26 protein-coding genes are annotated in these 26,545 nt (G+C 73.1%); 14 read left to right on the top strand and 12 right to left on the bottom strand.

All coding sequences use genetic code 11. The features are described 5' to 3' along the window. Positions 1-70 precede the first annotated feature (70 nt). The 3 genes from ACTHAM_RS01025 to ACTHAM_RS01015 all read left to right on the top strand — a co-directional run bounded on the left by ACTHAM_RS01025 (position 71) and on the right by ACTHAM_RS01015 (position 2,429). Positions 71-1,561, top strand: a complete 1,491-nt coding sequence (locus tag ACTHAM_RS01025) for a dihydrolipoamide acetyltransferase family protein (RefSeq protein WP_440683860.1) — start codon at positions 71-73, stop codon at positions 1,559-1,561. 34 nt (positions 1,562-1,595) lie between these two features. Beyond that, positions 1,596-1,964 (top strand): DUF2200 domain-containing protein, encoded by a 369-nt coding sequence (locus ACTHAM_RS01020; RefSeq protein WP_440683858.1) that lies wholly within the window; start codon positions 1,596-1,598, stop codon positions 1,962-1,964. Between the two features lie 84 nt (positions 1,965-2,048). After that, positions 2,049-2,429, top strand: coding sequence for a VOC family protein (locus tag ACTHAM_RS01015; RefSeq protein WP_440683856.1), 381 nt, complete (start codon positions 2,049-2,051; stop codon positions 2,427-2,429). Here ACTHAM_RS01015 and ACTHAM_RS01010 read toward each other — a convergent pair. The 5 genes from ACTHAM_RS01010 to ACTHAM_RS00990 all read right to left on the bottom strand — a co-directional run bounded on the left by ACTHAM_RS01010 (position 2,426) and on the right by ACTHAM_RS00990 (position 7,897). Further along, a complete protein-coding gene (locus tag ACTHAM_RS01010) occupies positions 2,426-3,247 on the bottom strand; it encodes an aldo/keto reductase (protein ID WP_440683854.1) in 822 nt (273 codons plus the stop codon). The two genes, ACTHAM_RS01015 and ACTHAM_RS01010, sit on opposite strands and share 4 nt — an antisense overlap. 76 nt (positions 3,248-3,323) lie before the next feature. Then, positions 3,324-4,049 carry a DUF5701 family protein gene (locus tag ACTHAM_RS01005; RefSeq protein ID WP_440683852.1) on the bottom strand — a complete coding sequence of 242 codons (726 nt, stop codon included), beginning with the start codon at positions 4,047-4,049 and terminating at the stop codon, positions 3,324-3,326. A gap of 140 nt (positions 4,050-4,189) precedes the next feature. Next, complete coding sequence (locus ACTHAM_RS01000; RefSeq protein WP_440683850.1) at positions 4,190-5,614, bottom strand: glycoside hydrolase family 1 protein; 1,425 nt, start codon at positions 5,612-5,614, stop codon at positions 4,190-4,192. A 274-nt stretch (positions 5,615-5,888) separates the two neighbouring features. After that, positions 5,889-7,631, bottom strand: a complete 1,743-nt coding sequence (locus ACTHAM_RS00995) for a putative PEP-binding protein (protein ID WP_440683848.1) — start codon at positions 7,629-7,631, stop codon at positions 5,889-5,891. Then, positions 7,628-7,897 carry an HPr family phosphocarrier protein gene (locus ACTHAM_RS00990; RefSeq protein ID WP_440683846.1) on the bottom strand — a complete coding sequence of 90 codons (270 nt, stop codon included), beginning with the start codon at positions 7,895-7,897 and terminating at the stop codon, positions 7,628-7,630. Before ACTHAM_RS00990 ends, ACTHAM_RS00995 begins: the two co-directional genes overlap by 4 nt. Before the next feature lie 618 nt (positions 7,898-8,515). Here ACTHAM_RS00990 and ACTHAM_RS00985 point away from each other — a divergent pair. The 4 genes from ACTHAM_RS00985 (at position 8,516) to ACTHAM_RS00970 (ending at position 13,159) form a co-directional block, all read left to right on the top strand. Continuing rightward, positions 8,516-10,396, top strand: coding sequence for a beta-glucoside-specific PTS transporter subunit IIABC (locus tag ACTHAM_RS00985; protein ID WP_440683844.1), 1,881 nt, complete (start codon positions 8,516-8,518; stop codon positions 10,394-10,396). A gap of 99 nt (positions 10,397-10,495) precedes the next feature. After that, a complete protein-coding gene (locus ACTHAM_RS00980) occupies positions 10,496-11,914 on the top strand; it encodes a glycoside hydrolase family 1 protein (RefSeq protein WP_440683842.1) in 1,419 nt (472 codons plus the stop codon). Between the two features lie 98 nt (positions 11,915-12,012). Beyond that, positions 12,013-12,885: a PRD domain-containing protein gene (locus ACTHAM_RS00975; protein WP_440683840.1), complete on the top strand. Its 873-nt coding sequence runs from the start codon at positions 12,013-12,015 to the stop codon at positions 12,883-12,885. Then, entirely contained in the window at positions 12,878-13,159 is a 282-nt protein-coding gene (locus ACTHAM_RS00970; RefSeq protein WP_440683838.1) for a PTS glucose/sucrose transporter subunit IIB, read from the top strand. Before ACTHAM_RS00975 ends, ACTHAM_RS00970 begins: the two co-directional genes overlap by 8 nt. Before the next feature lie 20 nt (positions 13,160-13,179). On the opposite strand, the gene ACTHAM_RS00965 is transcribed toward ACTHAM_RS00970, so the two are convergent. Together ACTHAM_RS00965 and ACTHAM_RS00960 are read right to left on the bottom strand one after the other, a co-directional pair. Next, positions 13,180-13,611, bottom strand: a complete 432-nt coding sequence (locus ACTHAM_RS00965) for a hypothetical protein (RefSeq protein WP_440683836.1) — start codon at positions 13,609-13,611, stop codon at positions 13,180-13,182. Then, positions 13,608-14,087, bottom strand: coding sequence for a ubiquinol-cytochrome c reductase iron-sulfur subunit (locus tag ACTHAM_RS00960; RefSeq protein WP_440683834.1), 480 nt, complete (start codon positions 14,085-14,087; stop codon positions 13,608-13,610). Before ACTHAM_RS00960 ends, ACTHAM_RS00965 begins: the two co-directional genes overlap by 4 nt. 163 nt (positions 14,088-14,250) lie before the next feature. On the opposite strand from ACTHAM_RS00960, the gene ACTHAM_RS00955 reads away from it, so the two are divergent. Further along, complete coding sequence (locus ACTHAM_RS00955; RefSeq protein ID WP_440683832.1) at positions 14,251-16,311, top strand: cytochrome c oxidase assembly protein; 2,061 nt, start codon at positions 14,251-14,253, stop codon at positions 16,309-16,311. A gap of 100 nt (positions 16,312-16,411) precedes the next feature. Next, positions 16,412-16,762 carry a RidA family protein gene (locus ACTHAM_RS00950; protein ID WP_440683830.1) on the top strand — a complete coding sequence of 117 codons (351 nt, stop codon included), beginning with the start codon at positions 16,412-16,414 and terminating at the stop codon, positions 16,760-16,762. Positions 16,763-16,766: 4 nt separating this feature from the next. On the opposite strand, the gene ACTHAM_RS00945 is transcribed toward ACTHAM_RS00950, so the two are convergent. After that, entirely contained in the window at positions 16,767-17,414 is a 648-nt protein-coding gene (locus tag ACTHAM_RS00945) for a TetR/AcrR family transcriptional regulator (protein WP_440683828.1), read from the bottom strand. Between the two features lie 77 nt (positions 17,415-17,491). On the opposite strand from ACTHAM_RS00945, the gene ACTHAM_RS00940 reads away from it, so the two are divergent. From ACTHAM_RS00940 to ACTHAM_RS00930, 3 genes are all read left to right on the top strand, one after another. Next, a complete protein-coding gene (locus ACTHAM_RS00940) occupies positions 17,492-18,439 on the top strand; it encodes an NAD(P)-dependent alcohol dehydrogenase (RefSeq protein ID WP_440683826.1) in 948 nt (315 codons plus the stop codon). A gap of 72 nt (positions 18,440-18,511) precedes the next feature. Further along, positions 18,512-20,650: an alpha/beta fold hydrolase gene (locus tag ACTHAM_RS00935; protein ID WP_440683824.1), complete on the top strand. Its 2,139-nt coding sequence runs from the start codon at positions 18,512-18,514 to the stop codon at positions 20,648-20,650. Next, on the top strand, positions 20,650-20,898 hold the full coding sequence (locus tag ACTHAM_RS00930) for a hypothetical protein (RefSeq protein WP_440683822.1): 249 nt from the start codon (positions 20,650-20,652) through the stop codon (positions 20,896-20,898). Before ACTHAM_RS00935 ends, ACTHAM_RS00930 begins: the two co-directional genes overlap by 1 nt. A 23-nt stretch (positions 20,899-20,921) precedes the next feature. On the opposite strand, the gene ACTHAM_RS00925 is transcribed toward ACTHAM_RS00930, so the two are convergent. From ACTHAM_RS00925 to ACTHAM_RS00910, 4 genes are all read right to left on the bottom strand, one after another. Continuing rightward, the gene (locus ACTHAM_RS00925) at positions 20,922-21,701 is read right to left on the bottom strand and encodes an anti-sigma factor (RefSeq protein WP_440683820.1); all 780 of its coding nucleotides are present in this window, start codon (positions 21,699-21,701) and stop codon (positions 20,922-20,924) included. Beyond that, positions 21,688-22,317: an RNA polymerase sigma factor gene (locus tag ACTHAM_RS00920; RefSeq protein WP_440683818.1), complete on the bottom strand. Its 630-nt coding sequence runs from the start codon at positions 22,315-22,317 to the stop codon at positions 21,688-21,690. Before ACTHAM_RS00920 ends, ACTHAM_RS00925 begins: the two co-directional genes overlap by 14 nt. 57 nt (positions 22,318-22,374) lie before the next feature. Continuing rightward, positions 22,375-23,079, bottom strand: coding sequence for a sortase domain-containing protein (locus ACTHAM_RS00915; protein ID WP_440683816.1), 705 nt, complete (start codon positions 23,077-23,079; stop codon positions 22,375-22,377). Between the two features lie 63 nt (positions 23,080-23,142). Next, on the bottom strand, positions 23,143-24,042 hold the full coding sequence (locus tag ACTHAM_RS00910; protein ID WP_440683814.1) for a DUF4397 domain-containing protein: 900 nt from the start codon (positions 24,040-24,042) through the stop codon (positions 23,143-23,145). Positions 24,043-24,267: 225 nt separating this feature from the next. Between ACTHAM_RS00910 and ACTHAM_RS00905 the strand changes: the two genes are divergently transcribed. Both ACTHAM_RS00905 and ACTHAM_RS00900 read left to right on the top strand, forming a co-directional pair. Then, entirely contained in the window at positions 24,268-25,005 is a 738-nt protein-coding gene (locus ACTHAM_RS00905) for a heme oxygenase (biliverdin-producing) (protein ID WP_440683812.1), read from the top strand. Positions 25,006-25,065: 60 nt separating this feature from the next. Then, positions 25,066-26,496, top strand: coding sequence for a diguanylate cyclase domain-containing protein (locus tag ACTHAM_RS00900; RefSeq protein WP_440683810.1), 1,431 nt, complete (start codon positions 25,066-25,068; stop codon positions 26,494-26,496). Positions 26,497-26,545 lie beyond the last annotated feature (49 nt).

Raw genomic sequence — 26,545 nt, 5'->3', positions numbered from 1 at the left:
CTCCACCACCGACGCCCCGATCCCCGACCACGACCCGCGCGCGCACCACCGCCCGGACGAGGAGAAGCCCGTGCCGACGTACCAGCAGTTCCCGCTCCCCGACGCAGGTGAGGGCCTGACCGAGGCCGAGATCGTCGAGTGGCACGTGGCCGTCGGCGACACCGTCACCGTCAACCAGACGATCGTGGAGATCGAGACGGCGAAGTCGCTGGTCGAGCTGCCGAGCCCGTGGTCGGGTGTGGTCTCGCGGATCCTCGTCGAGACGGGCACCACGGTGGACGTCGGCACGCCCATCATCGAGATCGACACCGACCCGCACGGCCAGCCGGCCCCGGCCCTGCCGCCCGCACCCGCTGCGGGGGCCATCGCGCACGGGCACCACGGCGGCGAGGCCACGCACGTGGGTGTCGAGCCGGGTGGCGCGGACGAGATCGCCTCCGCGCGGGCCGTCTCGCCCGAGGCTGCCCCGCCCACCGAGCGCCAGGCCGTGCTCGTCGGCTACGGGCTGGCCGAGCAGGACGGCCCCCGTCGCCGCCGGTCCGCGCAGGACGCCGCGACCCCGGCCGCCCCCGTCCCCGCCCCGGCGCCGGCCGCTGCCCCCGCCGCGCCCGCGCCCGCCCCGGTGCAGACCGTCGTCACGGTGACCGCCGCGACCCGGCACGCGCTGGCCAAGCCGCCCGTGCGCAAGCTCGCCCGCGACATGGGCGTCGACCTGGACTCGGTGAGCCCGACCGGCCCCGGCGGCATCGTGACCCGCGAGGACGTGCTCGCCCAGGCCGCGCAGGCCGAGGGCCGCACCCTGGCCACGTACCCGGGCGACGTCGACCCGTGGCTGGCCTCGGGCATCGTCTCCGCCGACGGCCGGCAGACCCGCGTCCCGGTGAAGTCCGTGCGCAAGCGCACCGCCGAGGCGATGGTGGCCAGCGCCTTCACCGCCCCGCACGTCACCGTGTTCCACACGGTCGACGTCACGCGCACCATGAAGCTCGTCGAGACGTTGCGCGCCGACCGCGAGTTCGCCGACGTGCGCGTCACCCCGCTGCTGGTCGCCGCCAAGGCCCTGCTGCTGGCGGTGCGCCGGCACCCGGAGATCAACGCGTCGTGGGACGAGGCCCGCCAGGAGATCGTCTACAAGCACTACGTGAACCTGGGCATCGCCGCGGCCACGCCCCGCGGCCTCGTCGTCCCGAACATCAAGGACGCCCACCGCCTCGGCATGAAGGACCTGGCGCAGGCGCTCATGGGACTGACCGCGACGGCCCGCGCCGGCAAGACCTCGCCGACGGACATGTCCGACGGGACGATCACCATCACGAACGTCGGGGTCTTCGGCATCGACACCGGTACGCCGATCCTCAACCCGGGGGAGGCGGCGATCCTCGCCTTCGGCGCGATCCGCGAGCAGCCGTGGGTGCACAAGGGCAAGATCAAGGTCCGTCACGTCACGCAGCTGGCCCTGAGCTTCGACCACCGCCTGGTGGACGGTGAGCTCGGCTCACGCCTGCTGGCCGACGTCGCCGCGGTGCTGGCCGACCCGGCCCGCGGGCTCGTCTGGGGCTGACGGGCGGATCGGTCGCGGCACGGAGGGGGAGGGCATGGCAGGGCATCGGATCTTCGGCATGAGCTTCGCCAGCATCTACCCGCTGTACGTGCGGAAGGTGGAGCGCAAGAACCGCACGCAGGACGAGGTCGACCGGGTCATCACCTGGCTCACCGGCTACGACGACGCCGGTCTGCGTGAGGCGATCGCCGACGAACGAGACCTCGAGGCGTTCTTCGCGCAGGCCCCGGGGCTCAACCCGAACGCATCGCTCATCACGGGACTGATCTGCGGGTACCGGGTCGAGGAGATCGAGGACCCGCTCATGCGGCAGATCCGGTACATGGACAAGCTGGTCGACGAGCTGGCGCGCGGCAAGAAGCTGGCGAGCATCCTGCGAGGCAGTGACACCTCCGCGGCGTAGCGCGCACCACCGGCCGCCGCGTTGTCGCACGTCAGGAGTACCGTCCCGGGCTGTCAGGCATCAGTGCCCGAGCCGGAGGCGTCGATGAGGATCAGCCCGCAGGTCTACGTGAAGGGCAGCCTCGAGGCTGCCGCGCTCTACTGCGAGGCGTTCGGCGCGACCCGGGCCCTCGAGATCCTGGACGACACCGGGCAGGCCTACGCCCACTGCCAGCTCACGCGCGACGACGAGCTGTTCCTCGCCGTGAGCGAGGCGCCCCCCGAGTGCGACACGAGCCCCCGGACCACCTGGCAGCGCATGGCCTTCAACGTGTTCGACGTCGGTGACGAGCAGGCCGTGCGGCACGCCGTCACCGTGCTGAGCGAGGGCGGCACCATGCTCGACGAGCTCGGGCCGTGCGACTGGAACCCGTTCTGCGCGAACGTCGTCGACCGGTTCGGCGTGTTCTGGTGGGTCGCGTTCTAGTTGAAGGTCTCGATGTCCTCGCCGGTGCGCAGGCCGGCCTCGAGGCCGTCGATCGCGGTGAGCTCGTCGGCCGTGAGCATCAGGTCGCCGACCCGGATGTTCGAGGCGATGCGCGCGGGCTTCTGCGAGGTGGGCAGGGCGACGCGGCCGCGCTGCAGGTGCCAGGCCAGGATCACGTGCGCCGGCTCCACACCGTGCGCGGCGGCGATGCCGGTGACGGCGGGTGAGGTGAGGTCGGTGCCCTGACCGAGTGGGCTGTACGCCTCGACGACCAGGCCGTGCGCGCGGCTCAGCGCATCGAGCTCGGCCTGCTGGTACGTGGGGTGCACCTCGATCTGGTGCACGGCCGGCACGACCTCGGCGACCTGGAGCAGCCGGTTCAGGTACGGGAACTTGAAGTTGGAGACGCCGATCGCCCGCACAGCACCGTCGGCGTACAGCTTCTCGAACGCCCGCCAGGTCTCCGCCCACAGCATCCGCTGCGGCGCGGGGAAGTGGATCAGGTAGAGGTCGATCTGGTCGACACCCAGCCGCCGGCGGCTCTCCTCGAACGTGCGCAGCGCCTGTTCGTAGCCCTGGTCGGAGTTCCACAGCTTGGTGGTGACGAACACGCGCTCGCGGCCGACTGCCCGGATCGCCGCGCCGACGCCCTCCTCGTTGCCGTAGGCCTGCGCGGTGTCGACGTGCCGGTAGCCCGAGGCGACGGCGTGCTCGACCTGGGCCTGCACCTGGTCCGCCGGGACGCGGAACACGCCGTAGCCGAGCTGGGGGATCGTGACCCCGTTGTTGAGGACGAGATCACGGGCGTCGACGGTCATGGCTGCCAGCGTAGCGAGCGTGTGAGCGTTCACACGCGCCGAGTGGGCCGGGTTTGGCAAGGCGTCGGGGTCGGGGTCAGCGGGTCAGGCGCCCGCCCGCGGAGGCCAGGCCCAGCCAGGTGTGCGGGTTGCGGTCCCAGCACCAGCCGAGCTTGGCGCGCCGCTCGCTGATCCACACGGCCGGCACCCGTTGGTTCGTGCCCGTCCGTGACCCGGCCAGGGAGTAGCAGCGGTTCGGTCGGAGCAGGTCGGGCCGCAGCACCGTGAGGGCGACGCCCTCGGCCATGGTCAGCGGGGTCCGGCCGCGGTCGACGACCGCGTGCAGCGCATCTTCGGGCGTGACGCCGCAGAAGTCCGATCCGGTGTCGATCGCCGTCAGCAGGTACGGCTGGCCGGGCACGTCGAGGCCTGCGATCGGCTGGTACGTGGCGGCCTCGGCGGGCGGGATGACGCTGACCCCGGCCTTGACGCCGCGTCGCATGGCGGGGGCGGCGGCGTTGACGTCGACCGACGGGAGGACGAGCACGAACGGCACGGCGTCCTCGGGGCGGGCGGCCCACGCCCCGTCGTCGCCCGGCGCGGGGGCGTGGGCGAGCAGCGCGGCCAGCGGGGCGACCCGAGCAGTCAGGTCGTCGGCCGACCAGCCGAGGGTCGCGGCGACACCCGTCTCGACGTAGGTGCGCACCTGCCGGGCGAGCTCCTCGTCGCGCGTCAGGGCCGGGGAGTGCGCGGTGGACGAGGGGGAGGGTGCGGCGAGGACGGTGGGCAGGGCGGGATCGACGTCGACGGTGGGGACACCCATGCGAACCTCCTGTGCGGGGGAGTGCGGGACTGAGGTCAACGGCCGGTGCCCACCTGCTGTTCCCGCGAGCGAGATGCACCACGAGGGCCGGCCCGCTGGTGCGCGGCCGGCCCTCGTGGTGCCCAGTGCGGGTCGGGCGCTCAGCGCTGCAGGGTCGCACCCCGGCTGGCGATGACGTCGCGGTACCAGCCGAACGACTTCTTGCGGTACCGCTCGAGCGTGCCCGTTCCGTCGTCGTTGCGGTCGACGTAGATGAAGCCGTACCGCTTGGACAGCTGGGCGGTGCTGGCGCTGACCAGGTCGATGCAGCCCCACGTGGTGTAGCCGAGCACGTCGACGCCGTCGGCGATGGCCTCGCCGACCTGCACGAGGTGGTCGTTGAGGTAGGCGATCCGGTAGTCGTCGACGACGGTCTTCGCACCGTCGACCTCGACGAGCTGGTCCTTGGCGCCAAGACCGTTCTCGACGATGAACAGCGGCTTCTGCCAGCGGTCCCAGAACGTGTTGAGCACGTACCGCAGCCCGACGGGGTCGATCTGCCAGCCCCACTCGGAGGCCTGCAGCGTCGGGTTCTTCACGCCCGGGAAGATGTTGCCCTCACCGGTGACGCGCAGGCTCGGGTCGGTGGTCTCGCAGATGCTGACGTAGTAGCTGAACGACACGAAGTCGACCGTGTGCTCCTTGAGCAGCGCCCGGTCCTCGTCGGTGATGGTCAGCTCGACGCCGGCCTCGCGCAGGTGCCGCAGGTAGTAGCCGGGGTACTCGCCGCGCACGTGGATGTCGCCGAAGGCCAGGTTGCTGCGGTCGGTGGTGAGCGCCGCCATGACGTCGTCCGGGTTCGGCGTGAGCGGGTAGGTCGGCATCGCCAGCACCATGCAGCCGATCTGCGCCGACGGCGCCAGCTCGCGGGCGACCTTGGTGGCCAGGGCGCTCGCGACGAGCTCGTGGTGCACGGCCTGGTACAGGTCGGACTGCGAGAGCTGGTCCTTGGGGGTGTTGATGCCGCCGGACATGAACGGGGCGTGCAGCACGGAGTTGATCTCGTTGAACGTCAGCCAGTACGTGACGCGGTGCCCGTACCGGGAGAACAGCGTCCGCACGTACCGCTCGTAGAAGCCGATCAGCTCACGGTTGACCCAGCCGTCGTACTGCTCGGCCAGGTGCAGCGGCGTCTCGTAGTGGGAGATCGTCACCAGCGGCTCGATGCCGTGCTTCTCGAGCTCGTCGAGCACCCGGTCGTAGAACGCCAGGCCCTCCTCGTTCGGCTCGGCCTCGTCACCCAGCGGGAAGATCCGGCTCCATGCGATGGAGAAGCGGAAGGTCTTGAAGCCCATCTCCGCGAACAGCGCGATGTCGTCGGCGTACCGGTGGTAGAAGTCGATCGCCACCTGCTTGAGGTTGTCGTCGGTGGGACCCTCGGTGCGCGGCGTCATGAGGCCCTGCGGCATGACGTCCTGGATCGACAGACCCTTGCCGCCCTCGGCGTAGGCGCCTTCGATCTGGTTGGCGGCGGTGGCCCCGCCCCACAGGAAGCCCTCGGGGAACGGGGCGACGGTGCTGCTCATGGCTGCTCTCTCCTTCGTCCGGAGGTGCCGTACCCCGGGACCGTGCCCCGGAAAAGCAGAAAGACCCAGACCGCCCCGACGCACGAGGCGCACGCCGACGTCGGCAGGCCTGGTGGTCATGAGGAGTCTGGGTCTCGCCCGCACCGGCGCGGTCACGATCCCGTTGCTCGGAACCGGGACACCGCAGCGGCGTCCCGGAAGCACGGTAGCAGTGCTCCGGGCGCTCGTCGCCCCTGCGTGCGAACCCCCTGATGAGGGACCCGCCGCCCGTTGATCAGCGCAGGGTGAGCGCGCTGCGGACCTCCGGGGCGGTGAGGGCGAGCGCAGCGGCCCGGGCCTCGGCCGCGGAGCCGGCGGCGAGCGCGGCGTCCGCGATCGCCTGGCACTGCGCCAGGGTGTGCCGGCGGACGGCGAACCGCGCGGCGGGCACGGCGCCCGCCGACATCGACAGGCTGGTGATGCCCAGGCCGGTCAGGACCAGTGCCATGAGCGGGTCGGCGGCAGACTCCCCGCACACCCCCACCGGCTTGCCCAGTTCGACACCGGCGCGGGCGGTGGCCGCGACGAGGTCCAGCACGGCGGGCTGCCACGGGTCCAGCAGGTCGGCCAGCTCACCACGCAGGCGGTCGGTGGCCATCGTGTACTGGGCCAGGTCATTGGTGCCCAACGAGACGAAGTCCACCTCGGCCAGGATCTCCCGGGCACGCAGCGCGGCGGCGGGGACCTCGACCATCACCCCGACCCGGGTGATGCCGGCGGCACGGGCCCGGGTGGCGAAGTCGCGGGCCTCGGCGGGCGTGGCGACCATCGGCGCCATCACCCACAGGTGGTCGCGGTCGCCCTCGGGCAGGTCGGCCGCCACGGCGCCGAGCGCGGCCAGCTGGGTGTCCAGCAGGTCGGGCAGCGTGCGGACCAAGCGGTAGCCGCGCACGCCGAGCGCCGGGTTCTCCTCATCAGGCTGGGTGGCGAACGCGAGCGGCTTGTCGGCCCCGGCGTCCAGGGTGCGCACCACGACCTTGCGGTCACCGAACGCGCGCAGCACCGAGCCGTACACGTCGGTCTGCTCCGTCAGCGTGGGGGCGGTCTGCCGGCCGAGGAACAGCACCTCGGTGCGGAACAGGCCCGAACCGGCCACGGCGGTGGCGGCGGCACGGTCGGCGTCGGCGGCGGTGCCGATGTTGGCCAGCAGGTCGATGCGGTGACCGTCGGCGGTGGCGCCCGGCGCGGTGTCGCGGGCCAGCTCGCGTTCGGCGTCGGCGCGCTGCTGCAGCTGGGCACGCACGGCGGCCGGCGGGTCGACGAGCACCTGACCGGCGGCGGCGTCCAGCGCGACGACCGTGCCGTCGGGGACGGCGGTGATGCCGGGCGTGCGGACCAGGCAGGGCAGGCCGAGCTGGCCGGCGATGATCGCGGTGTGCCCGGTCGGGCCGCCCTCCTCGGTGACGAGCCCGACCACGAACGCCAGGTCGAGTGCGGCGGTGTCGGCCGGCGCCAGGTCGATGCCGGCGACCACGGACGGCACGCTCAGGGCCCCCAGCCCGGGTTCCGGCACGCCCAGCAGCCGGGCCACGACGCGGTCGCGCACGGAGCGCAGGTCGGTGACCCGCTCAGCCAGGTACCCGCCGACCGCGGTGAACATGGTGACGAAGCCCTCGACGGCCTCGGTGACGGCCGTGGCCGGACCGGTCCCGGCCCGCACCCGCGTGGCGGCGTCGGCGGCCACGGCCGCATCGGCGGCGATCGCGGCGGTGGCGGTCAGCACCTCCGCCAGCGCACCCGTGGCGCGGGCAGCCTGCGCGGACAGGGCGGCGGCGACCTCCGCGAAGGCGTCGAGCACCTGCTGGGCGGCGGCCTCACGGTCCGCGGCCGGCGGCTCGTCGGCGGGTGCCTGCGTGGCAGGACGCAGCACCGCCAGCGGCGCGACGACGACACCGCGACCGACGCCCAGCCCGTGCAGCGCGGTCCCGGGGGTCGCGGTGACGTCGGCGACGTCCACCCCGAGCCCGGTGAGGCTCACGACGCGTCCAGGTCGGTGGCCAGCAGCGCGACCAGCTCGTCGAGGGTGGGCTCGGCCGCGGGGTCGTCCACGCTGAGCAGGACCTCCTCGCCACCCTGCAGGGCCAGCCCCATGACCATGAGCACGCTCGAGGCGGTCACGGGCGGCTGCCCGTCCCGGCCGATCAGCACGTCCGTGCCGGTGGCGGCGACCGCCTGGGTGAACTTCGAGGCCGGGCGGGCGTGCAGCCCGCTGGTCGTCCCGATCGTGGCTCGTCGTTGAGGCATCCGTTGCTCCGCTCCCTCGTCGCCCGGCCGCCGTCGGCCGGTGACATGAAAAAAGACCTGGGCGTGCACAGCACGCGCCAGGTCTTGCCTGATCGATCTCAGTAACAATCCTCGGAAGGGTTTATACGCCGCATTCCGCGGGGCCGTCAACCCGGGATCTCTCGCCGCGGGGGCCGGTGGCGTCGGCAGCACGGGGGTCGGTCGTGCCGCCCGCGCCCGGGGGCGTCGCACGAGCCGCCGGGGTCGCCGGGGTCGCTCGGCGGGACGTCGCGGGCCGCCTCGTGGACGGCGGACCCCAGGCCTGCGACGACGCCGTCCGAGCTCGGGAATCGCCTGACGGGTGTCCAGGATCCGCATGATCGTGCGGAACCTGCGCACGAGGACCCTCCTCACGAGGGGGGCTGGACAAGCCGGGCAGATGTGGTCTACGTTGCCGCTCGGACGCCTAGGGCGCCCCGCAGAGTCTGGGATTGTTACTGGCGTTCAGGCAAAACCCGAGCTCGGTCGAGATGTTCCACGTAGTCGTGGCACATGACCGGGCTTGGGTTTTTTTGTTGCCCGAATGCGGTCGACTCCTTTCTGGACGACGGCGTGACGACATCGATTCGAGGAGGAATCGTGGCCACCGCGAGCAAGTACGACCAGATCGCCGACGACGTCCTGAAGGCCGTCGGCGGCGAGAGCAACGTGAAGTCGGTGACGCACTGCGCGACCCGGCTCAGGTTCCAGCTGAACGACCGGTCCAAGGCCGACAAGGACGCCGTCGAGGCGACCCGCGGCGTCATCACCGTCGTCGAGGCGGGCGGCCAGTTCCAGGTCGTCATCGGCAGCACCGTCGCGAACGTGTACGAGTCGCTGACCAACCGGGCGTCGGTCACCGCCGAGGGCGGCGCGTCCGGCGGCCTGCTGGCTCGCGCGATCGACCTCATCACGAGCATCTTCACGCCGTTCCTGTGGGTGCTGGCCGGCTCCGGTCTGCTCAAGGCCCTGCTGGCCGTGGTCGTGAAGGCCGACCCGGACTTCGCGACCACCTCGACGTACGCGATCTGGTTCGCCGCGGCGGACGCGATCTTCCAGTTCCTGCCGATCCTGCTGGCCATCACGTCGGCCAAGCGGTTCAAGGCCAACCAGTTCACGTCGGTGGCGATCGCCGCCGCGCTGATCTACTCGGCCACCATCGCGGTGATCCCCAACGCGGAGGGCGCGTCCGTCACGCTGCAGGGCTACGCGGGCGGCGGTCAGGACCTCACGTTCCTGGGTGTCCCGGTGATCATGGTCAGCTACCTGTCCGCGGTCATCCCGACGATCCTGGCGGTCTACGCGCAGTCGCAGCTCGAACGGCTGCTGAACCGGGTGTTCCCCGACGCGCTGCGCAACTTCTTCACCCCGCTGGTCACGCTCGCCGTGATCGTCCCGCTGACCTTCATCGTCATCGGCCCGATCTCCGACTGGGTCGGCACGGGCCTGTCGAACGGCGTGAACTGGTTCTGGGGTCTGTCGCCGGTCATCGGTGGCGCGATCATGGGCGCGTTCTGGCAGGTGTTCGTCATCTTCGGCGTCCACTGGGGCTTCGTGCCGGTCATGGTGCAGGACCTGTCCACGCAGGGCTACTCGCTGCTCACCGGTCCGCTGTTCGCCGCGGTGCTGGCGCAGGCCGGTGCGATCTTCGCCGTGTTCCTCAAGACCAAGAACCGCGACCTCAAGGGTGTGGCCGGCCCGGCTGCGATCTCCGCGTTCCTCGCCGGCATCACCGAGCCCGGCATCTACGGTGTGACGCTGCGCCTGAAGAAGCCGTTCATCTACGCGTGCATCGGTGGTGCCGTCGGCGGCGCGATCGCGGCGTCGGGCGGTTCGGCCGCCGAGGGCTTCGTCCTGCCGGGGGCGATCACGCTCACCTCGACGATGAACATCGGCAACTTCACGCTCCAGCTGGTCGGCACGGGTCTGGCGATCCTCATCGCGTTCGTCCTGACCATGACGCTCGGCTTCAAGGACGTCCCGAACAAGGACGCGGCTGCTGCCGGTGCCGCCGGTGGCGCCGTCCCGTCCGAGGCGCTCGCGCTCGGTGCCCCCGTGGCCGGTGAGGTCGTGCCGTTGTCGGCCGTGCCGGACAAGGTGTTCTCGTCCGGGGCGATGGGTGAGGGCCTGGCCGTCATCCCGTCCGAGGGCAAGGCGTACGCGCCGGCGTCGGGTGTGCTCGTCACCGTGATGCCGCACGCGTTCGGCATCCGCACCGACACGGGCCTGGAGGTGCTGGTGCACGTCGGTCTCGACACGGTCGAGCTGGGCGGCAGGTTCTTCACCTCGAAGGTCGCGCAGGGTGACCGCGTGGAGTCCGGGCAGCCGCTCACCGAGTTCGACATCGAGGGCATCAAGGCCGCCGGGTTCAACCCGATGACCGTGCTCATCGTGACCAACCGCGGTGCCGCCTCGGCGGTCGTGCCGGTCGCCGAGGGCCAGGTCCGGCCGCAGGAGCTCGTGCTCGACCTGGTCGGCTGAGAGCCCGGGTGCCGGGGGTCGCGCGTCGACGCACCCCCGGCACCCGTTCATCGCGTCGGAACCCGCGCCACGCCCGCTGAACGTCAGGAAGGACCCGTCGTGCACCACACCCAGCCCGCACCGTTCCCCGAGGGGTTCCTCTGGGGCGCCTCGACCTCCGGCTACCAGGTGGAGGGCGGGTGGGACGCCGACGGCAAGGGCCGCTCGATCGTCGACGCCCGCACGCAGTTCCCGCCCGGCACCACCGACTACACGGTCGCCTCGGACCACTACCACCACGTCGACGAGGACGTCGCCCTGTTCGCCGAGCTGGGTCTGAAGGCGTACCGGTTCTCCGTGCAGTGGACGCGCATCGTGCCCGACGGCGACGGTGCCGAGAACCCGGACGGCATCGCGTTCTACCACCGGCTCATCGACGGCCTGCTGGCCCACGGCATCACGCCGGTGCTGACCATGTACCACTTCGACCTGCCGCAGGCCCTGGCCGACAAGGGCGGGTGGGGTTCGCGCGGCACGGTCGACGCGTTCGTGCGCTATGCCGAGATCCTGTTCCGCGAGTACGGGTCCAAGGTCGAGTACTGGCTGACCATCAACGAGCAGAACATGATGGTGATGTTCGGTGAGCTGATCGGCATCATCGACGGCCCCGCCAACACCGGCGTGAACGTCTACCAGAAGAACCACCACATGCTCGTGGCGCAGGCCCGGGCCATGGAGCTGCTGCACCGCACGGTCCCCGGCGCGAAGATCGGCCCGGCACCCAACATCGCGTACGTGTACCCGGCCTCGCCCCGGCCCGAGGACGTCATCGCCGCCGACGACCTCAACGCGGTGCGCAACTGGCTCTACCTGGACGCCGCCGTGCACGGCCGCTACAACGCGACCGCCTGGGCGTACCTGGAGGCCAAGGGCCTCACGCCCGACGTCGAGGACGGCGACCTGGACGTGCTGGCGTCGGCGCACCCCGACTTCCTCGCGTTCAACTACTACGCGACCCACACCGTCGCCGCGCCCCTGTCCGACGAGGACCGCACCGCGCAGGGCGGCAGCGGGGGCGACCAGCAGATCGCGTTCGACGACCCCGGGTTCTACCGGGCGGTCGACAACCCCTTCCTGCCGAAGAACGCCTTCGGGTGGGAGATCGACCCCGTCGGCTTCCGCATGACGTTCCGGGCGATCTACGACCGGTACCACCTGCCGCTGCTCGTCACCGAGAACGGCCTGGGCGCGTTCGACCAGCTCGAGCCCGACGGCACCGTGCACGACCAGTACCGGATCGACTACCTGCGCGACCACATCGCGCAGATCCAGGCGGCGATCGGCGACGGCGTCGACGTGCTCGGGTACTGCCCGTGGTCCGCGATCGACCTGGTGTCCACGCACCAGGGCATCGCCAAGCGGTACGGCTTCGTCTACGTGAACCGCGACGACGACGACCTCAAGGACCTGGCCCGGTACCGCAAGGACAGCTTCGCCTGGTACCAGACGCTCATCGCAGGCAACGCCCTGCCCGACTGACCCGGGCTCGACGAGACGAGCTGCTCCCCGCCAGGCGACACGTCGGGCGGGGAGCAGTCATCATCAGAAGCGCCGGCTGCGAAGGAGGAGCGGCACCCATGAAGGTCCTCAAGGTCTTCAACAACTCCGTGGTGCTCGGGGTCGACGACTCGGGCACCGAGCTCGTGCTGCTCGGGCGCGGCGTCGGGTTCCAGGCCAAGCCCGGTGACGTCGTCGACGACGCGCTCGTGGAGCGCACGTTCGTGCCCGACGGGTCGACCACCGCCGAGCGGATCGCGGCGTTCGTGCAGGAGATCCCGCGCGCGGACATCGAGACCACCGAGGAGATCGTCCGCGAGGCCCGCCGCGTGCTCGGCGACCACGTGACCGACCACATCCTCGTGCCCCTGGCCGACCACGTGAGCTTCGCGCTGCGCCGCGAACGGGAGGGCGCCACCCAGATCGACTACCCGCTGCGGTGGGAGGTCGAGAACCTCTACCCGAACGAGGTCGCGTTCAGCCGGGAGGCCCTGGCGATCATCGAGCGGCGCACCGGTGTGCGGCTGCCGGCCATCGAGGCCGTGCCGCTCGCGCTGCACTTCGTCAACGCGCAGTTCGGCTCGGCCGCCGACCTCGACGTGACGATGCGGATGACCGAGGTCCTCACCGAGACGCTGGCGATCATCTGCACCGAGTACGACGTGCAGATCGACGAGCGCTCACCCGTCGTCGCACGGTTCGTCACGCACCTGCGCTACCTGTTCCGCCGTGAGCAGCAGGGTCGTCAGCTGCCCGCCGTGGCCGACAGCCTGCACGAGGCCGTCCGTGCCGCCCAGCCGCGCGAGTACGCGTGCGGGCAGCAGATCGCCGACCTGCTCGGGCAGAGGTTCGGCTGGGACGTCGGCGCGGAGGAGGTCATCTACCTGACGTTGCACGTGGCACGGCTGACGGCCACGGCTCTGGCCGAGGCGGGGGAGCGGGCAGATGGCTGAGGTCCCCGCCGTCGACGTGCTGGCCGCCCAGGTGCTGCGCCTGGTGGGTGGGCCGGCGAACGTCGAGCGCCTCACGCACTGCTGGGCGCGCCTGCGGTTCGTGCTGCGCGACGACACCGTCGCGGACGACGCCGCACTGGGTGCGCTGCCCGGTGTGGTCATGGTGGTGCGTCAGTCCGGTCAGCTGCAGGTCGCCCTGCAGGGTGGGCCGTTGGCGGTGCACGCGGCGCTCGCGGCGCAGCTGGGGGACACCGGCCGGGGCTCGCCGGCCTGACGTCCAGGCGTGGCGGGCGTTCAGGCGCGGCGGGGTCGTTCGCGCCAGATCGCTGCGAAGGCCAGCAGCACCGCTGCGACCTCGGTGATCGCCGACAGCCACTCGGGTGCGCCCTGCCACCGCGAGTGCACGCCGAACAGGCCGACCGGGCTGGTGGCCACGACGAACGCCCCGAAGGTGGTCAGCCCGAACGCGACGGAGCCGAGCAGAGGCCAGATCGACGTCCACGCGAACAGCAGCACGGCGAGCACCAGACCACCGATGCCGTTGACGAGGAACGCGGGCCCCACGACGTCGACGTTCCGCATGCCGTCCCACCACAGGGACAGGTGGACGACCCCGGAGGTGGCCACGCACAGCGCGATCAGGGACCGCAGCACCCACGCGACGTGGACGGGGGCTGCCGCGTCGGTCGGGTCGAGTGCGGCGGCGGGGTCCGGGTGGGCGGTCATGCGGATCCCTCCAGCACCGCACCCTCGGAGACGTGCACGGCGAACGACGGGAGCGGGGTCTCCGCCGGGCCGGAGACGTTGGCGCCCTCGAACGTGAAGACGGAGCCGTGGCACGGGCACGACAGCTGATCGCCGTCGACGGCGACCGTGCAGCCCTGGTGGGTGCACACGGCGGACACGGCGACGACGGTGCCCTCGGTGGGTTGCACCAGGATGATCGGGCTGCCGTCGACGGCGGTGGCCGACAGTGCGCCGCCGACGGGGATGTCGGACACCTGCGCGAGGGCGCCGGACGCGTCCGGGGTGGCGACGGTGCCGTCACCGGTGCCGTCGGTGCCGTCGGAACCGGCGCCGCACGCGGCGAGGACGCCGACCGCGGCCACCCCCATGGTGGCCATGCCGCCACGGACGAGGACGTCGCGTCGGCTGAGGCACCCGGCGCAGGGTTCGTGGGTCTCCACCGTCGTCCGGGACATGTCCACCTCCGTGTCGGGCCTCCGCGAGCCGTGCAGGTCAGACGCTAGACCTTGGTCCCTTGCGCGTCCCGGCAACTGTCCCCGGGTTGCCTGGGAATCGACTGGGAGCGACGGCTGCCCGTTGCCGCCCGGCCACACCCCGACAGCCACCTACGCTGGCGGGATGGAGACCCCGACGCGCCCCGCAGGGCCGTGGCGCCTGGTCGTCCTCGTCACCGCCGCACTGCTCGCGGTGACCGCCGGCATCACGTTCAGCGGTGCGGCGCTGCCGACCCTGCTGCGCGACCCCGGCGCGATCGTGCGCTGGGGGCTGCCCGCCACGACCACCCTGACCGAGCTCGCCGGTGCGCTCACCCTCGGGGCGCTGGTCCTCGCGGCCTGCGTGCTGCCCCGCCGCACCGACCCCACACCGCGCGGCTCCGGGCCGGTGGCCGACGGCAGCGCCTACCCGCGCGCGACCGTCGTGGCCGGTGCCGCCGGCATCGCCTGGACCTTGCTGTCCGTGCTGCACCTGGTGCTCACGTACGCCTCCGTCGCCGGACGCCCGCTCGACTCGGCGACGTTCGGCGACGAGCTCGGGCTGTTCGTCACGCAGGTCGACCTGGGCCGCACACTGCTGGGCATCACCACGCTCGCGGCCGTCGCGACCGTGCTCGCGTTCGTCGTGGCGACCCCGACCGGCGCCGCCTGGACCGGTGCACTGGTGCTGGTCGCCCTGTGGCAGCAGGGTCAGACGGGTCACGCGGCCGGGGCCGCCGGGCACGACCTGGCGACGTCGTCGATGGTGCTGCACCTGGTCTCCGTCGCGATCTGGGTCGGGGCGCTGGCCGCGCTCGCGGTGCTCGTCGGGCGGCTCGGCACGGACCTGTCGGCCTCCGTCGCGCGGTACTCGGTCATCGCCGGGTGGTGCTTCGTGGGCGTCGGCGCCTCCGGCATCGTCAACGGGACGCTGCGGCTGGGCGGCTGGGACGGCCTGACCACCCGGTACGGGGTGCTGCTGCTGGTCAAGGCCGCACTGTTCGGCGCTCTCGGGCTGCTCGGGCTGTGGCACCGGCGGTCCGTGGTGCCCCGGTTGGCCGGCGGGAACCAGACCGGTGCGGGAGCCGCCGCGGTGCGCCGTGCCGGCGGGACGCTGTTCTGGCGGCTCGTGCTCGTGGAGCTCGCCGTCATGGGCGCCGTGTCCGGGGTCGCCGTCGCGCTCGGCTCCACCGCCCCACCCGTGCCCGACGACGTGCCGCTCGACCAGAGCCCCGCCTACCAGATCACCGGGCACCCTCTGCCCCCCGAACCGACGGTGCTGCGGTGGTTCACGGAGTGGAAGTGGGACCTGCTGATGGCCTCGGCGGCCGTCGCCGGCATGGTCGTGTACGTCCGCTGGGTGCGCCGGCTGCGCCGCCGCGGTGACACGTGGCCGTGGCTGCGGACCGTCTCCGCGCTGACCGGACTCGCGATCTTCTTCTGGACGACGTCCGGCGGGCCGTCGCTGTACGGGCACGTGCTGTTCAGCGCGCACATGGTGCAGCACATGGTGCTGGCGATGGTGGTGCCGATCTTCATCGCCCTGTCCGCACCCGTCACGCTCGCCCTGCGTGCCCTGCCCGTGCGGTCCACCCGGTTGCGCGGCGACGTCTCGCGCGGACCCCGCGAGTGGATCCTCACGGTCGTGCACAGCCACGTCGGGACGTTCCTGGCGCACCCGCTGGTCGCCGCGATCAACTTCGCCGGGTCGATGGTGCTCTTCTACTACACCGACTTCTTCGAGTGGTCGCTGCGCAGCCCCGTGGGGCACCTGGCGATGATCGTGCACTTCTCGGCGGCCGGGTACCTGTTCGCCAACGCGCTCGTCGGCATCGACCCCGGACCCACGCGGCTCGGGTACCCGCAGCGCCTGCTGCTGCTGTTCGCCACCATGGCGTTCCACGCGTTCTTCGGTGTGGCGCTGGTCAGCGGCGAGGCGCTGCTGGTGGCCGACTGGTTCGGCCTGATGGGCCGCCCGTGGGGTGCCACCGCGATCGACGACCAGCACACCGGCGGCGCGATCACCTGGGGCATCGGCGAGCTGCCCACGCTCGCCCTGGCCGTCGGCGTGGCCTTCGCCTGGTCGCGCGAGGACGACCGGGTCGCCCGGCGCCGCGACCGGAAGGTCGACCGCGAGGGCGACGTCGAGATGGACGAGTACAACGCGATGCTCGCCCGCATGGCCGAGCAGGACGAGCGCGGCTGACGTCCGGCCGGCGGGCCCGCTGACCAGGGCGGGCGTCGGTGGTCGGGCGTAGCGTGCCGCGCGTCCGGACCTGCCGGGCGACCGACCGGAAGGACCGCGCATGTCAGCCGTCACCCGCACCACCACCCCGCACAGCTACTCGTCGGCCGTGGCCGCCGGCGACCTCGTGTTCCTCGGCCTGCACCGCGGGTTCGGCGACGACTTCGCGGCGCAGCTCGCGGACGCGCTCGACGGGGTCGCGCGGACGCTCGAGCCGTACGGGTTGCACCTGCACGACCTGGTCAAGGTGCACGTGTGGCTGCGCGACATCGCGGACCTGCCCGCCATGGAGCAGGCGTTCGTCGGGCGGTTCCCGGTCGACGGGTACCCCGCCCGGATGACCGCCACCACCCAGTTCATCGACGACGACTGCCGGGTGATGGTCGAGGGGACCGCCTACCGGGGCAGCTGAGGCGTCACCGGTCGGCGGCGAGGCGGTGGGCGAGGCCGTCGAGGATGAGGTCGAGCCCGTAGTCGAACTCGTCGGCGAACGCGTAGTCCTTGCCGACGACGAGCTCGCCGAGGAACCGTGCGAGGTGCGGGTAGTCGCCCTCGGGTGGGGCGACGTCGGTCGCGAAGGTCTCCTCTGCGCCGTCGCCGGGGGTGAACGGCAGGTTCACCTCGGTGAGCACGAATCCGTACACGTAGGCGTCGAGCACCGAGAACGCGTGCGCGGCGAGTGGCATGGGGAAGCCTGCGCCGCACAGTGCGCCGAGGACGGCGTCGTGGTGGCGCAGCACCGCGGGCCCGGGGGCGAGGCGGGACTCGAGCATGCCGAGCGCCCAGGGGTGGCGGGTGAGTGCCGCGCGCGTGGAGGCGGCGCGGCGTGTCATGGCGGTGCGCCACGGGTCGGCCGGGTCGGGCAGCTCGATCTGGGCGAACACGTGGTCGGCCAGGGCGTCGAGCAGCGTCTCCTTGCCGGCCACGTGGTGGTAGAGCGACATGGCCTCGACGCCGAGCTCCTTGCCGACGCTGCGCATGGTCACCGCGGGGAGCCCTCCGCGATCGGCGACGGCGACCGCGGCCTCGACGATGCGGTCGCGGCTGAGGGGCAGGCGGGTCATGCGCTGATCATTGCGGACTTACGTGCGTAAGGCTACTCTCGCCGGGTACTGGTCTTACGGATGTAAGGGAGAGTCGGATGCGCGCCGCAGTCGTCGAGAGGTACGGCCCGCCGGACGTCGTCCGGGTCATCGAGGTGCCGGCGCCCGCCCCCGGGCGTGGGGAGGTCCTGGTCCGGGTCGAGGCCGTCGCGGTCAGCGCGGGCGACGCGCGGCTGCGGGCCGGCCGGTTCCCCCGCGGCTTCGGCGCCCCGGCGCGCGTCGCCGTGGGTCTGCGCGGACCGCGCCGGGCGATCCTCGGCTCTGCGATCTCGGGCACGGTCGAGCAGCTCGGCCCCGACGTCGAGGGCCTGCGGGTCGGCGACCGGGTGAGCGGCATGAACGGGACCCGGCTGGGCGGCCACGCCGAGCTCGTCGCGATGCGCGCCCGCCGCCTGGTGCCGACGCCCGCGACCGTCGACCACGACGCCGCGGCCGGGTCGCTGTTCGGCGGGACGACCGCGCTGCACTTCCTGCGCGACCGCGTCACGCCCGGCGCCTCCGTGCTGATCAACGGTGCGTCCGGGGCGGTCGGCACCAGCGCCGTCCAGCTGGCCGCGCGCGCCGGCGGCACCGTCACCGCCGTGACCAGCGCCCGCAACGCCGACCTGGTCACCCGGCTCGGTGCCCAGCACGTGCTCGACTACACCAGTACCCCCCTGCGCTCCGTGCAGCACCGGTTCGACGTCGTGCTCGACGCGGTCGGCACGCTGACCAGCGCCACCGGGCCGCACCTGCTCACCGACCGTGGGGTGCTGCTGCTCGTGGCGGCGGACCTGGCCGACACCGTCCGGGCGCGCGGACGCGTCGTGGCCGGACCGGCACCCGAGAACCCTGCGGACGTGCGGCTGCTGCTGGACCTGCTGGCCGCCGGGCAGCTCGACCCGGTCACCGAGACCGTCGGCGGGCTGGACACCGTGCAGGAGGCCCACCGTCGCATCGACGGCGGGCACAAGGTCGGCAACCTCGTCATCGAGCCGAACCGCTGAGCCGCCCACGAGCCCTTCGCCAGCCGGGGAATCCGTGCAGCCCGTCGAGCGGTCGCGTGGTAGGACGGACCGGTGACCGATGCGCCTGCCACCCCGCCGTCCGACACCCCGACCCCCGCCGGCACCGAGCCGACCACACCGTTCGCCTCGCTCGACGCGTACCTGGCGTTGCCGCGCCTGTCGGGCCTGCGCCTGTCGCCCGACGGCACCCGCCTGGTGACCGTCGTCGCCACGCTCGACGAGAAGGCCACCGCGTACCGCTCGGCCGTGTGGGAGGTCGACCCGACCGGTGAGCGTGCCGCCCGCCGGCTGACCCGGTCCGTCAAGGGCGAGTCGGGTGCGGCGTTCACCTCGACCGGTGACCTGCTGTTCACGTCGGGCCGCCCCGACCCGGAGGCCAAGGACGGCGAGGAGGCGGACGTCCCCACGCTGTGGCGGCTGCCGGCCGACGGCGCCGAGGCGCGCGTGGTCGCCCGCCGCAACGGTGGTCTGGGCCTCGCGGCGGTCGCGCGTGACGTGCCGACCGTCCTGCTCGGCTCGGACGTGCACCCGCACGCCAAGGACCTCGCCGACGACGACCGGCTGCTCAAGCTGCGCAAGGACTCCAAGGTCGCGGCGATCCTGCACGACGCGTACCCGGTGCGGTACTGGGACCACGATCTCGGCCCCGCGCAGCCGCACCTGCTGGCCGCGGATCTCACGGAGGTCGTCGCGCACGAGCCCGTCGCCGGCGCCCCGGAGCCGCGGGTCGACCTGACGGACGTGACGCCAGCGCCGGGTGCCGCGCTGGTGGAGCAGCACTCGGACCTGACGCCCGACGGCCGCACGGTGGTGACCGGCTGGGCGCTGCCGCAGGCCAAGGGGGCCGTGCGCGCCCGCCTCGAGGCGATCGACGTGGCGACGGGGGAGCGTCGGGTGCTGGTCGACGACCCGGAGGCCGACCTGTGGGCGCCGGCCGTCTCGCCCGACGGCACGCTCGTCGCGTACGCCCGCGAGACGATCTCGACGCCGCACGAGGCGCCGCGTGTCGAGCTGTGGGTCGTCGGCATCGACGGCACCGGGGCGCGACGGCTCGGCGCGGACTGGGACCGCTGGCCGGGGAGCATCGTGTGGCTGCCGGACTCCACCGCGGTGCTCGTGCAGGCCGACGACGGCGGGCGCGGCCCGCTGTTCCACGTCGCCGTGGCCACGGGCGAGGTGACACGGGTGACGGCGGACGACGCGCTGTTCTCCGACGTCGTCGTCAGCTCCGACGGTGCCACGGCCTACGCGCTGCGCGCCTCGTACACGGCGCCGGCGCACCCGGTGCGCATCGACCTGGCCGCCGCACTCGCCACAGGGGCCCCGGTGGAGGCGGTCGCGCTGCGGGCGCCCGCGCCGCTGCCCACGCTGCCGGGCCGCCTGGAGGAGGTCGAGACGACGGTCGCCGACGGCTCGCGCGTGCGTGCCTGGCTCGCGCTGCCCGAGGGGGCCGGACCGGACGCCCCCGCGCCGCTGCTGCTGTGGATCCACGGTGGTCCGCTCGGGTCGTGGAACGCCTGGTCGTGGCGGTGGAACCCGTGGCTGCTGGTCGCGCAGGGCTACGCGGTGCTGCTGCCGGACCCGGCGTTGTCGACCGGGTACGGGCAGGAGTTCATCCAGCGCGGCTGGGGTGCGTGGGGTGCAGCACCGTTCACCGACCTCATGGCGATCACCGACGTCGCCGAGGCGCGGGTCGACATCGATGCGACCCGCACCGCCGCGATGGGTGGCTCGTTCGGCGGGTACATGGCCAACTGGGTCGCTGGGCACACCGACCGGTTCCGCGCGATCGTCACGCACGCGAGCCTGTGGGCGCTCGACCAGTTCGGGCCCACCACCGACGCGGCGTACTACTGGGGCCGGGAGATGACCGAGGAGATGGCGCTGGCCAACTCCCCGCACATGTTCGTCGAGGACATCGTCACCCCGATGCTCGTGGTGCACGGCGACAAGGACTACCGGGTGCCGATCGGCGAGGGCCTGCGGCTCTGGTACGAGCTGGTGTCCCGCTCGGGCCTGCCCGCCGACGACGAAGGTCGCACCGACCACCGGTTCCTGTACTTCCCCGACGAGAACCACTGGGTGCTCACGCCGCAGCACGCGAAGGTCTGGTACCTGACCGTGCAGGCGTTCCTGGCGCGGCACGTGCTGGGTCGCGACGACGTCGCCTACCCGGAGGTGCTGGGCTGATGGCCCGCGGGTTCGTCCACCTCAACGGGGCCACGTACGAGCTGGCCGGTGCGGTCGACGAGTCGTTCGTGGGGCAGGTGGCGCGGCGGTTGAACGGCGGGCTGCGCTCCACCGACGACGCCGTGACGGGCGGCACGCCGTACCAGACGTACGACGTGCTGCTCGACGGCCGGACCGTCGCGATGACCATCCGTCTCGACCGGCTGTGGTCGGCGGCGGCGTGGCTCGAGGAGGACCCGGTCGACTGACGTCGCTCGCGCCGGGCGGTTCGTCAGGCGCCCAGCGGACCTCGGACGATCGAGTCGCCCGAGTGCGCCGGGTCGCCGTCGAACTGCTCGGCGGAGACGTCGACCACGGAGAACTCGTCGAGGTCGAGCCCGACGGGCAGGTCGAACCGGCCCTCGTTCCCCTCGAGGGTGCCGAGGCTGATCAGCCCGCTGACATCGGGTGTGAGCAGCCAGACCTCGCGGAAGCCGTCCGTGTCGCCGCCACCGTCGTCCAGGTCGACGACGAGGACCCGGCTGCCGTCGCCGCTCGTCTCGACCACGGCGGTGCCGCTCGCCTGCCAGCCGGGCAGCGGTTCGAGAGTCGCACTCGCCGTCACCGTCGGAGCGCCCGTGCCCCGCAGCACTCCCCAGACGCCGAGGCCACCGAGGACGACCCCCGCCGCCGCGGCCCCCGCGACCCACGCCCACGGGCGTCGCGCCGTGGGGGCACCGCCGGACGGTCGGCGCCGGTCGTCGAGCCGGACCACCGGGGAGGGCTCGACCGGAGCGACAGCCACGGGAGCGGCGGCCATCGGGGCGGGAGTCCCGGCCGCGGTCAGTCCCAGCTCGGCGACGACCCGTTCCCACACGGCGGGCGGCGGCGGAGTCAGTGAGTCCGGCCCGGCGTCACGGGCCAGCCCGACGACGCCGCGCAGGGCGTCGAGCTCCTGCGTGCACCGGGCGCACCCGGCCACGTGCGCGCGCTCCGCGTCGGACCCGGCGCTCTCCCCGAGGGCGAGCAGCGCCAGCGTCTCGTCGTCCACGTGCGACTCATCGAACGGCACCGTCCACCTCCCATCGGGTCCGCAACCTGGCCAGGCTGCGCCGGACATGACTCTTCACCGTGCCGAGCGGCAGCCCGAGCCGGTCGGCGATCTGGTCGTGCGTGAGGTCGTCGTAGAACGCCAGCCGCAGGATCGTGCGCTGCGGGTCGCCGAGCCGGTCGAGCTCGTCGGCCACCACCACCTGGTCCACCACACGATCGTCCACCGGTGCGCCGCCGACGGGTACGCCCGGGCCGGTGGGCGTGGCGAGTGTCGCGGTGGCGTGCTGCGTGCGGCGGTCGCGCGTGCGGCGTTCGTGCGCGTCGGCCACGGCGTGCCGGGTGATGCCGAGCAGCCAGGCGGGCAGCCGGGCGCGCGTCGGGTCGAAGCGGTGCCGACCGCGCCACGCGTCCGCGAAGACCTGCTGCGTGACGTCCTCGGCGTCGGCCGCCGAGCCGAGCGAGCGCAGGGCCACGGTGTGCACGAGCGTCGCCCACCGGCGGTAGGCCTCCGCGATGGCCACCTCGTCGCCGGCGGCGAAGGCGGCACCCAACGCGTCGACACCCTCACCGTCACGGTCCGGGAAGGTCGCGGGTCCGGGCTCACCGGGGTCGGGGACGACGCCGGGTGGGCTCACGGTCGCCTCCTGACTGGTCGAGCGCCGCGGGGCGACGGTGGCACGCAGCATGCGTGGTCACCCCCCGCCCGACAGGTCTGGCACGGGCTCGGCGGTGACGACGACGTTGTCCGTATAGTGCCCGATGTCCCGCCGGAACGCCCCACCACACGTGACGAGCACCAGCCGCGGCTGCCCGTCGCGGGCGAACCACTGCGCCACGGGTGCACCGTCCTTGGCGGTCTGCTCGACCGTGACCACCCGGTAGCCGTGGGTGCGGCCGTCGCTCGTCGTCACCTGGACCGGTGCGCCGACGCCGACCTCGCGCAGCCGGGCGAACGGCCCGATGCCGGTGAGTGCCGAGTCGACGTGCGCGGCGAGCACGGTGCTGCCGGCGGGGGAGTCGGGGGTGGCGCCGAACCGGTACCAGCCGGCCCGGTCGGCGTCGGCGGGGACCTCCATGGAGCCGTCCGCCTGCACACCGACCGCGTCGACGGCCATGTCCACGCCCACGTCGGGCACCTGCACACGCGTCGGTGCGGGGAGCTCGCCTGCCGCCGGGAGTGCGCCCAGGTCGCTGCTGCGGACCGGGACGTCGGCCCAGGCGGGGTCCGTCGGGGTGGGGTCGGGACTGCTCGGTGCGGCGGACGTCGTGGCGGTGCCGGCGTCGGGGCTCGGGGTGATCGTGGGCGTCGCGCCCTGGGTGCAGGCGGTCAGCGCGGCGAGCACCACCAGCATGCCGACCAGCACGCGGGACGCGGCCCGGGGAGGTTCACCGTTCATGATGTCCTCCCCGGGTCGCGTCGTGCCGTGCAGGTGCGTCGTGCCGGGCCGGGGGGTTCCCGGTCAGCGCTGCCCACCCGGCACGGTCGCCAGGCGGCGACGGGCGAGGACGTACCCGCCGATGCCGGCGACGGCGAGCCCGGTGAGGGCGACGACCCCCAGCAGGCTGCCCTGGCTCATGCCCTGCTCACCCGTGGCGGACCCGGTCAGGCCCTGGTCGGCCGCGAGTCCCACCTCGCCGGCCTGGACCCCGGTGGGCGACGAGTGCAGGCCTTCGATCGTCTGCGTGGCCAGCGCGAGCGTGGCGGGCGTGGCCGTCGCGCTGCCCCAGGCGTAGACGATGGTGTTGACGCCTTCGCGCACGGGCACGTCGGCCGGTCCGAGCAGGGCCGGTGTGGTGGTCCCGGCGGCGGTGACGCTCGCGGAGACGGTGCCGGCCGGCAGGTCGAGGACCTTCTCGTTCGGGTTCGTCAGCCCGCTGATCACGGCGGTCCCGCCGGCCAGCACGTCGACGGCCGGGGCAGCGGCCACGTGGCGGACGGTGAGTCGGCCCTGGCCGGGGTCGGTCGGCGAGGTGTCGTTGGTGAACAGCGTGGCGGTCGGTGTCCCGCCGGCGTCGAGGTGCGCGACGGCCGTGTAGCTGGTGTCGGCGGCGAGCGTCAGGTCGACGGGGCCGATGGCGGGGGCGCTGGCGTCGGCGGCGTCGGACGCGGTGATCGCCACCGTGTACGTGCCGGCGGCCAGGTCGAGCGGTCCGGCGAGGTCGCCCGGTGCGAAGTCGTCGAGCGTGCGCTCGCCGTTGACCCACACGTCGACGACGAGGCCGGGCACCCCGTGCAGCACGGACAGCTGTGCGGTGGTGGCGGCCGAGGCCGGCAGTGCGGTGAAGGTGAGCGCGGCGACGGAGAGGCCGGCGAGGGTGAGCGTGCCGGCGGCGGTGCCGGCGATCGATCGAGTGCGCATGGTGTCCTCCTGGGCGGGCCCGGCGGGCGGGCTGCGTGTCCTGACACCCCTTCTTCCCGGGTGGGGCTGGTTCTGGATGCACCTGGCGTGAACTTGTGCGGACACGTCTGCCGCGCGCCCGCGAACGAGTGTGCGCCGAAGGATAGGCAACCCTTAGTCGCGTCCCGTAGGCTTGCTGACGTCGCGTCAGATTCGCCACCGTCGGTGGCCGACGGAGGTAACCCGATGAGCACGCCCACCACGGCCGAGGCCGACACACCCCTGTCCGACGCACCGCTGTCGGCCGCCCTGCGGGCCGGCACGCGCGAGCAGCACAGCGCCGCCGAACGCATGCCGTTCATGGACGCCCTCGTCGGCGGTCGGCTCGACCGCGCGGCCTACACCGCGCTCGCGGTCCAGCAGCTGTCCATCTACCGCGCCCTCGAGGCCGCCGGTGACCGCGTCGCGCACGACCCCCTCGGCACGACGCTCGTGTTCACCGAGCTGACCCGGGTGCCCGCCATCGAGCAGGACCTCGCGCACCTGCTCGGCACCGACTGGGCCGAGCACACCGCACCCCTGCCGGCCACCCGCGCCTACGTCGCCCGGCTCTACGAGATCAGCGACTCGGTACCCCACTACGCCGCGCACGCCTACACCCGCTACCTCGGCGACCTGTCGGGCGGGCAGATCCTGCGACGCATGCTGCAGCGGCACTACGGGTTCCAGGACGACGGGGTCGCCTTCTACGACTTCCCGCAGATCCACCGGCTCAAGCCGTTCAAGGACGTCTACCGCGAGCGCCTCGACGCGCTGCCCCTCGACGGACCGGCCCGTGCGCTCGTGGTCGAGGAGGCGCGCCTCGCCTTCGAGCTCAACCGCGCCGTGTTCGCCGAACTCGGTGCGCTCCACCACCAGCAGGCGCCCTCGGACCGGACCTTGACGGGCGAACCGGACATCGAAGGGCATCCCGACCTGGGGTGATCCTGCACCAGGAGCCGCCCGAGGTCGTCCCGGAGGCCCCCGAGGGTCGATGATGTGCACGTGGCGAAGACCGGTGCCGACGGCGACCGCGAGGAGGACCTCCCCGCGGCGGTTCCGCTCGGCGCGTCCGCCTTCGCCCTGCTGGCCCGGCGGCTCGACGAGTGCCGCACGCTGGAGGACGTCGTCGAGGCCGCAGTGGTCCACGTGGTGCGCCTCCTGCCGGCTGCCCGCGCGTCCGTGGGCCGCATCGAGCAGGACACCTGCCGCACGCTGGCCACCGAGCCCGAACCCGCCGATGCCCGCTCCCTGTGGCTCACCCGACGCTCGTTGCGCGCCGACGAGCACCCCGCGATGCGCCGGTTGCTGCGCAACCGCGAGAGCTGGACCGCGCACGTCGCCCACCCCGACGGCACCCCCGGCCAGCCCGGCGACCCGGCCCTCGGCGACGCCGTCGAGGTGACCAGCCTGCGCGACCTCGGCCTGAGCTCGTCGCTGGGCACACCCCTGGTGGTCAACGGCACCGTGTGGGGCCAGCTGTCCGCGCTGCGCGGTGACGACCTGCCGCCGTTCGACCAGGAGGACGTGGCCCGCGCCGAGGTCGCCGCCGCGCTCGTCTCAGGGGCCATCGCTCGTGTGGACCTCGGTGCGCAGATCCGTCACCTGGTCGCCGACGACCCGCTGACCGGGCTCGCGAACCGTCGGATCGCCGACGACGCTGCCGCTGCTGCCCTCGAGTCCGGCCAGGAGACCTGCATCGTGGTGTGCGACGTCGACGGCCTCAAGCGCGTCAACGACGAGCTCGGGCACGACGTCGGCGACGACCTGCTGCGCACGGTGGCCGACGTGATCCGCCGCGTCGCCGACGCACTGCCGGGCACCACCGCGGCCCGCATCGGCGGCGACGAGTTCAGCCTGGTCACCGTGGGGCACACCCGTGCGACCGTCGCCGAGACCACCCACGCCGTCATCTCCGCGTTCCCGCTGCCGCACGGCGCCGCCATCTCGTACGGCATCTCCTCGACGGCCGTCACCGGGGCGGTCTCCGCCCGGCACCTGTTCCGCCGCGCCGACGCCGCGCAGTACCGCGCCAAGCGTGCCCGGGCACGGGCCCGCGCGAACCTGGCCCCCGCCGGCGCGGACCCGGCCGTCACCGCCGAACGCGTCATCGTCGCCGGTTCGAACGCGATCGCCGCCGCCCAGCCGTCGGCCGTGCCGCGCCTGTGCGCGCTGGCCGCCGTGGCCACCCACACCCTCGGCGGCTCCGCGTGGGCCGTGCTCATGCGTCGCCCCGACGCCGGCCCCGACGAGCAGCCGTCCGCGGTGGCCCGTGGTGGCAGTCCGACGGAGCCCGGCACCGACTCGGCCGTGGTGACCGTGCAATACGAGACGTGGGTGCTCGAGGTGGGTGCCTCACCGACGGCCGCGCACGGTGAGGTCGTCACCACCGCCCTGCAGGCCCTGACGGCCGTGGCGGTGGTCGGCGCGTCCTGACCGGACGCGGACCCGCGCCGAGCCGGGCGCCCGTTCGACGCCCGGCCCG

The organism is Cellulomonas soli (assembly GCF_052036975.1).
GTDB classification, from domain to species: Bacteria; Actinomycetota; Actinomycetes; order Actinomycetales; family Cellulomonadaceae; genus Cellulomonas; species Cellulomonas soli_A.
Note: the sequence above shows the minus strand (reverse complement) of the source record. Positions and strands in the feature narration are given on the sequence as shown.

Bases quoted from the DNA above. Each gene is read 5' to 3' on its own strand.
- ACTHAM_RS00975 (WP_440683840.1), top strand. From the start codon at position 12,013: ATGAAGGTCCTCAAGGTCTTCAACAACTCCGTGGTGCTCGGGGTCGAC.
- ACTHAM_RS00990 (WP_440683846.1), bottom strand. From the start codon at position 7,897: ATGCCTCAACGACGAGCCACGATCGGGACGACCAGCGGGCTGCACGCC.
- ACTHAM_RS00970 (WP_440683838.1), top strand. From the start codon at position 12,878: ATGGCTGAGGTCCCCGCCGTCGACGTGCTGGCCGCCCAGGTGCTGCGC.
- ACTHAM_RS00965 (WP_440683836.1), bottom strand. From the start codon at position 13,611: ATGACCGCCCACCCGGACCCCGCCGCCGCACTCGACCCGACCGACGCG.
- ACTHAM_RS01020 (WP_440683858.1), top strand. From the start codon at position 1,596: ATGGCAGGGCATCGGATCTTCGGCATGAGCTTCGCCAGCATCTACCCG.
- ACTHAM_RS00950 (WP_440683830.1), top strand. From the start codon at position 16,412: ATGTCAGCCGTCACCCGCACCACCACCCCGCACAGCTACTCGTCGGCC.
- ACTHAM_RS01005 (WP_440683852.1), bottom strand. From the start codon at position 4,049: ATGGGTGTCCCCACCGTCGACGTCGATCCCGCCCTGCCCACCGTCCTC.
- ACTHAM_RS00940 (WP_440683826.1), top strand. From the start codon at position 17,492: ATGCGCGCCGCAGTCGTCGAGAGGTACGGCCCGCCGGACGTCGTCCGG.
- ACTHAM_RS00910 (WP_440683814.1), bottom strand. From the start codon at position 24,042: ATGCGCACTCGATCGATCGCCGGCACCGCCGCCGGCACGCTCACCCTC.
- ACTHAM_RS00930 (WP_440683822.1), top strand. From the start codon at position 20,650: ATGGCCCGCGGGTTCGTCCACCTCAACGGGGCCACGTACGAGCTGGCC.
- ACTHAM_RS00945 (WP_440683828.1), bottom strand. From the start codon at position 17,414: ATGACCCGCCTGCCCCTCAGCCGCGACCGCATCGTCGAGGCCGCGGTC.
- ACTHAM_RS01015 (WP_440683856.1), top strand. From the start codon at position 2,049: ATGAGGATCAGCCCGCAGGTCTACGTGAAGGGCAGCCTCGAGGCTGCC.
- ACTHAM_RS01010 (WP_440683854.1), bottom strand. From the start codon at position 3,247: ATGACCGTCGACGCCCGTGATCTCGTCCTCAACAACGGGGTCACGATC.
- ACTHAM_RS00905 (WP_440683812.1), top strand. From the start codon at position 24,268: ATGAGCACGCCCACCACGGCCGAGGCCGACACACCCCTGTCCGACGCA.
- ACTHAM_RS00915 (WP_440683816.1), bottom strand. From the start codon at position 23,079: ATGAACGGTGAACCTCCCCGGGCCGCGTCCCGCGTGCTGGTCGGCATG.
- ACTHAM_RS01000 (WP_440683850.1), bottom strand. From the start codon at position 5,614: ATGAGCAGCACCGTCGCCCCGTTCCCCGAGGGCTTCCTGTGGGGCGGG.
- ACTHAM_RS00960 (WP_440683834.1), bottom strand. From the start codon at position 14,087: ATGTCCCGGACGACGGTGGAGACCCACGAACCCTGCGCCGGGTGCCTC.
- ACTHAM_RS00955 (WP_440683832.1), top strand. From the start codon at position 14,251: ATGGAGACCCCGACGCGCCCCGCAGGGCCGTGGCGCCTGGTCGTCCTC.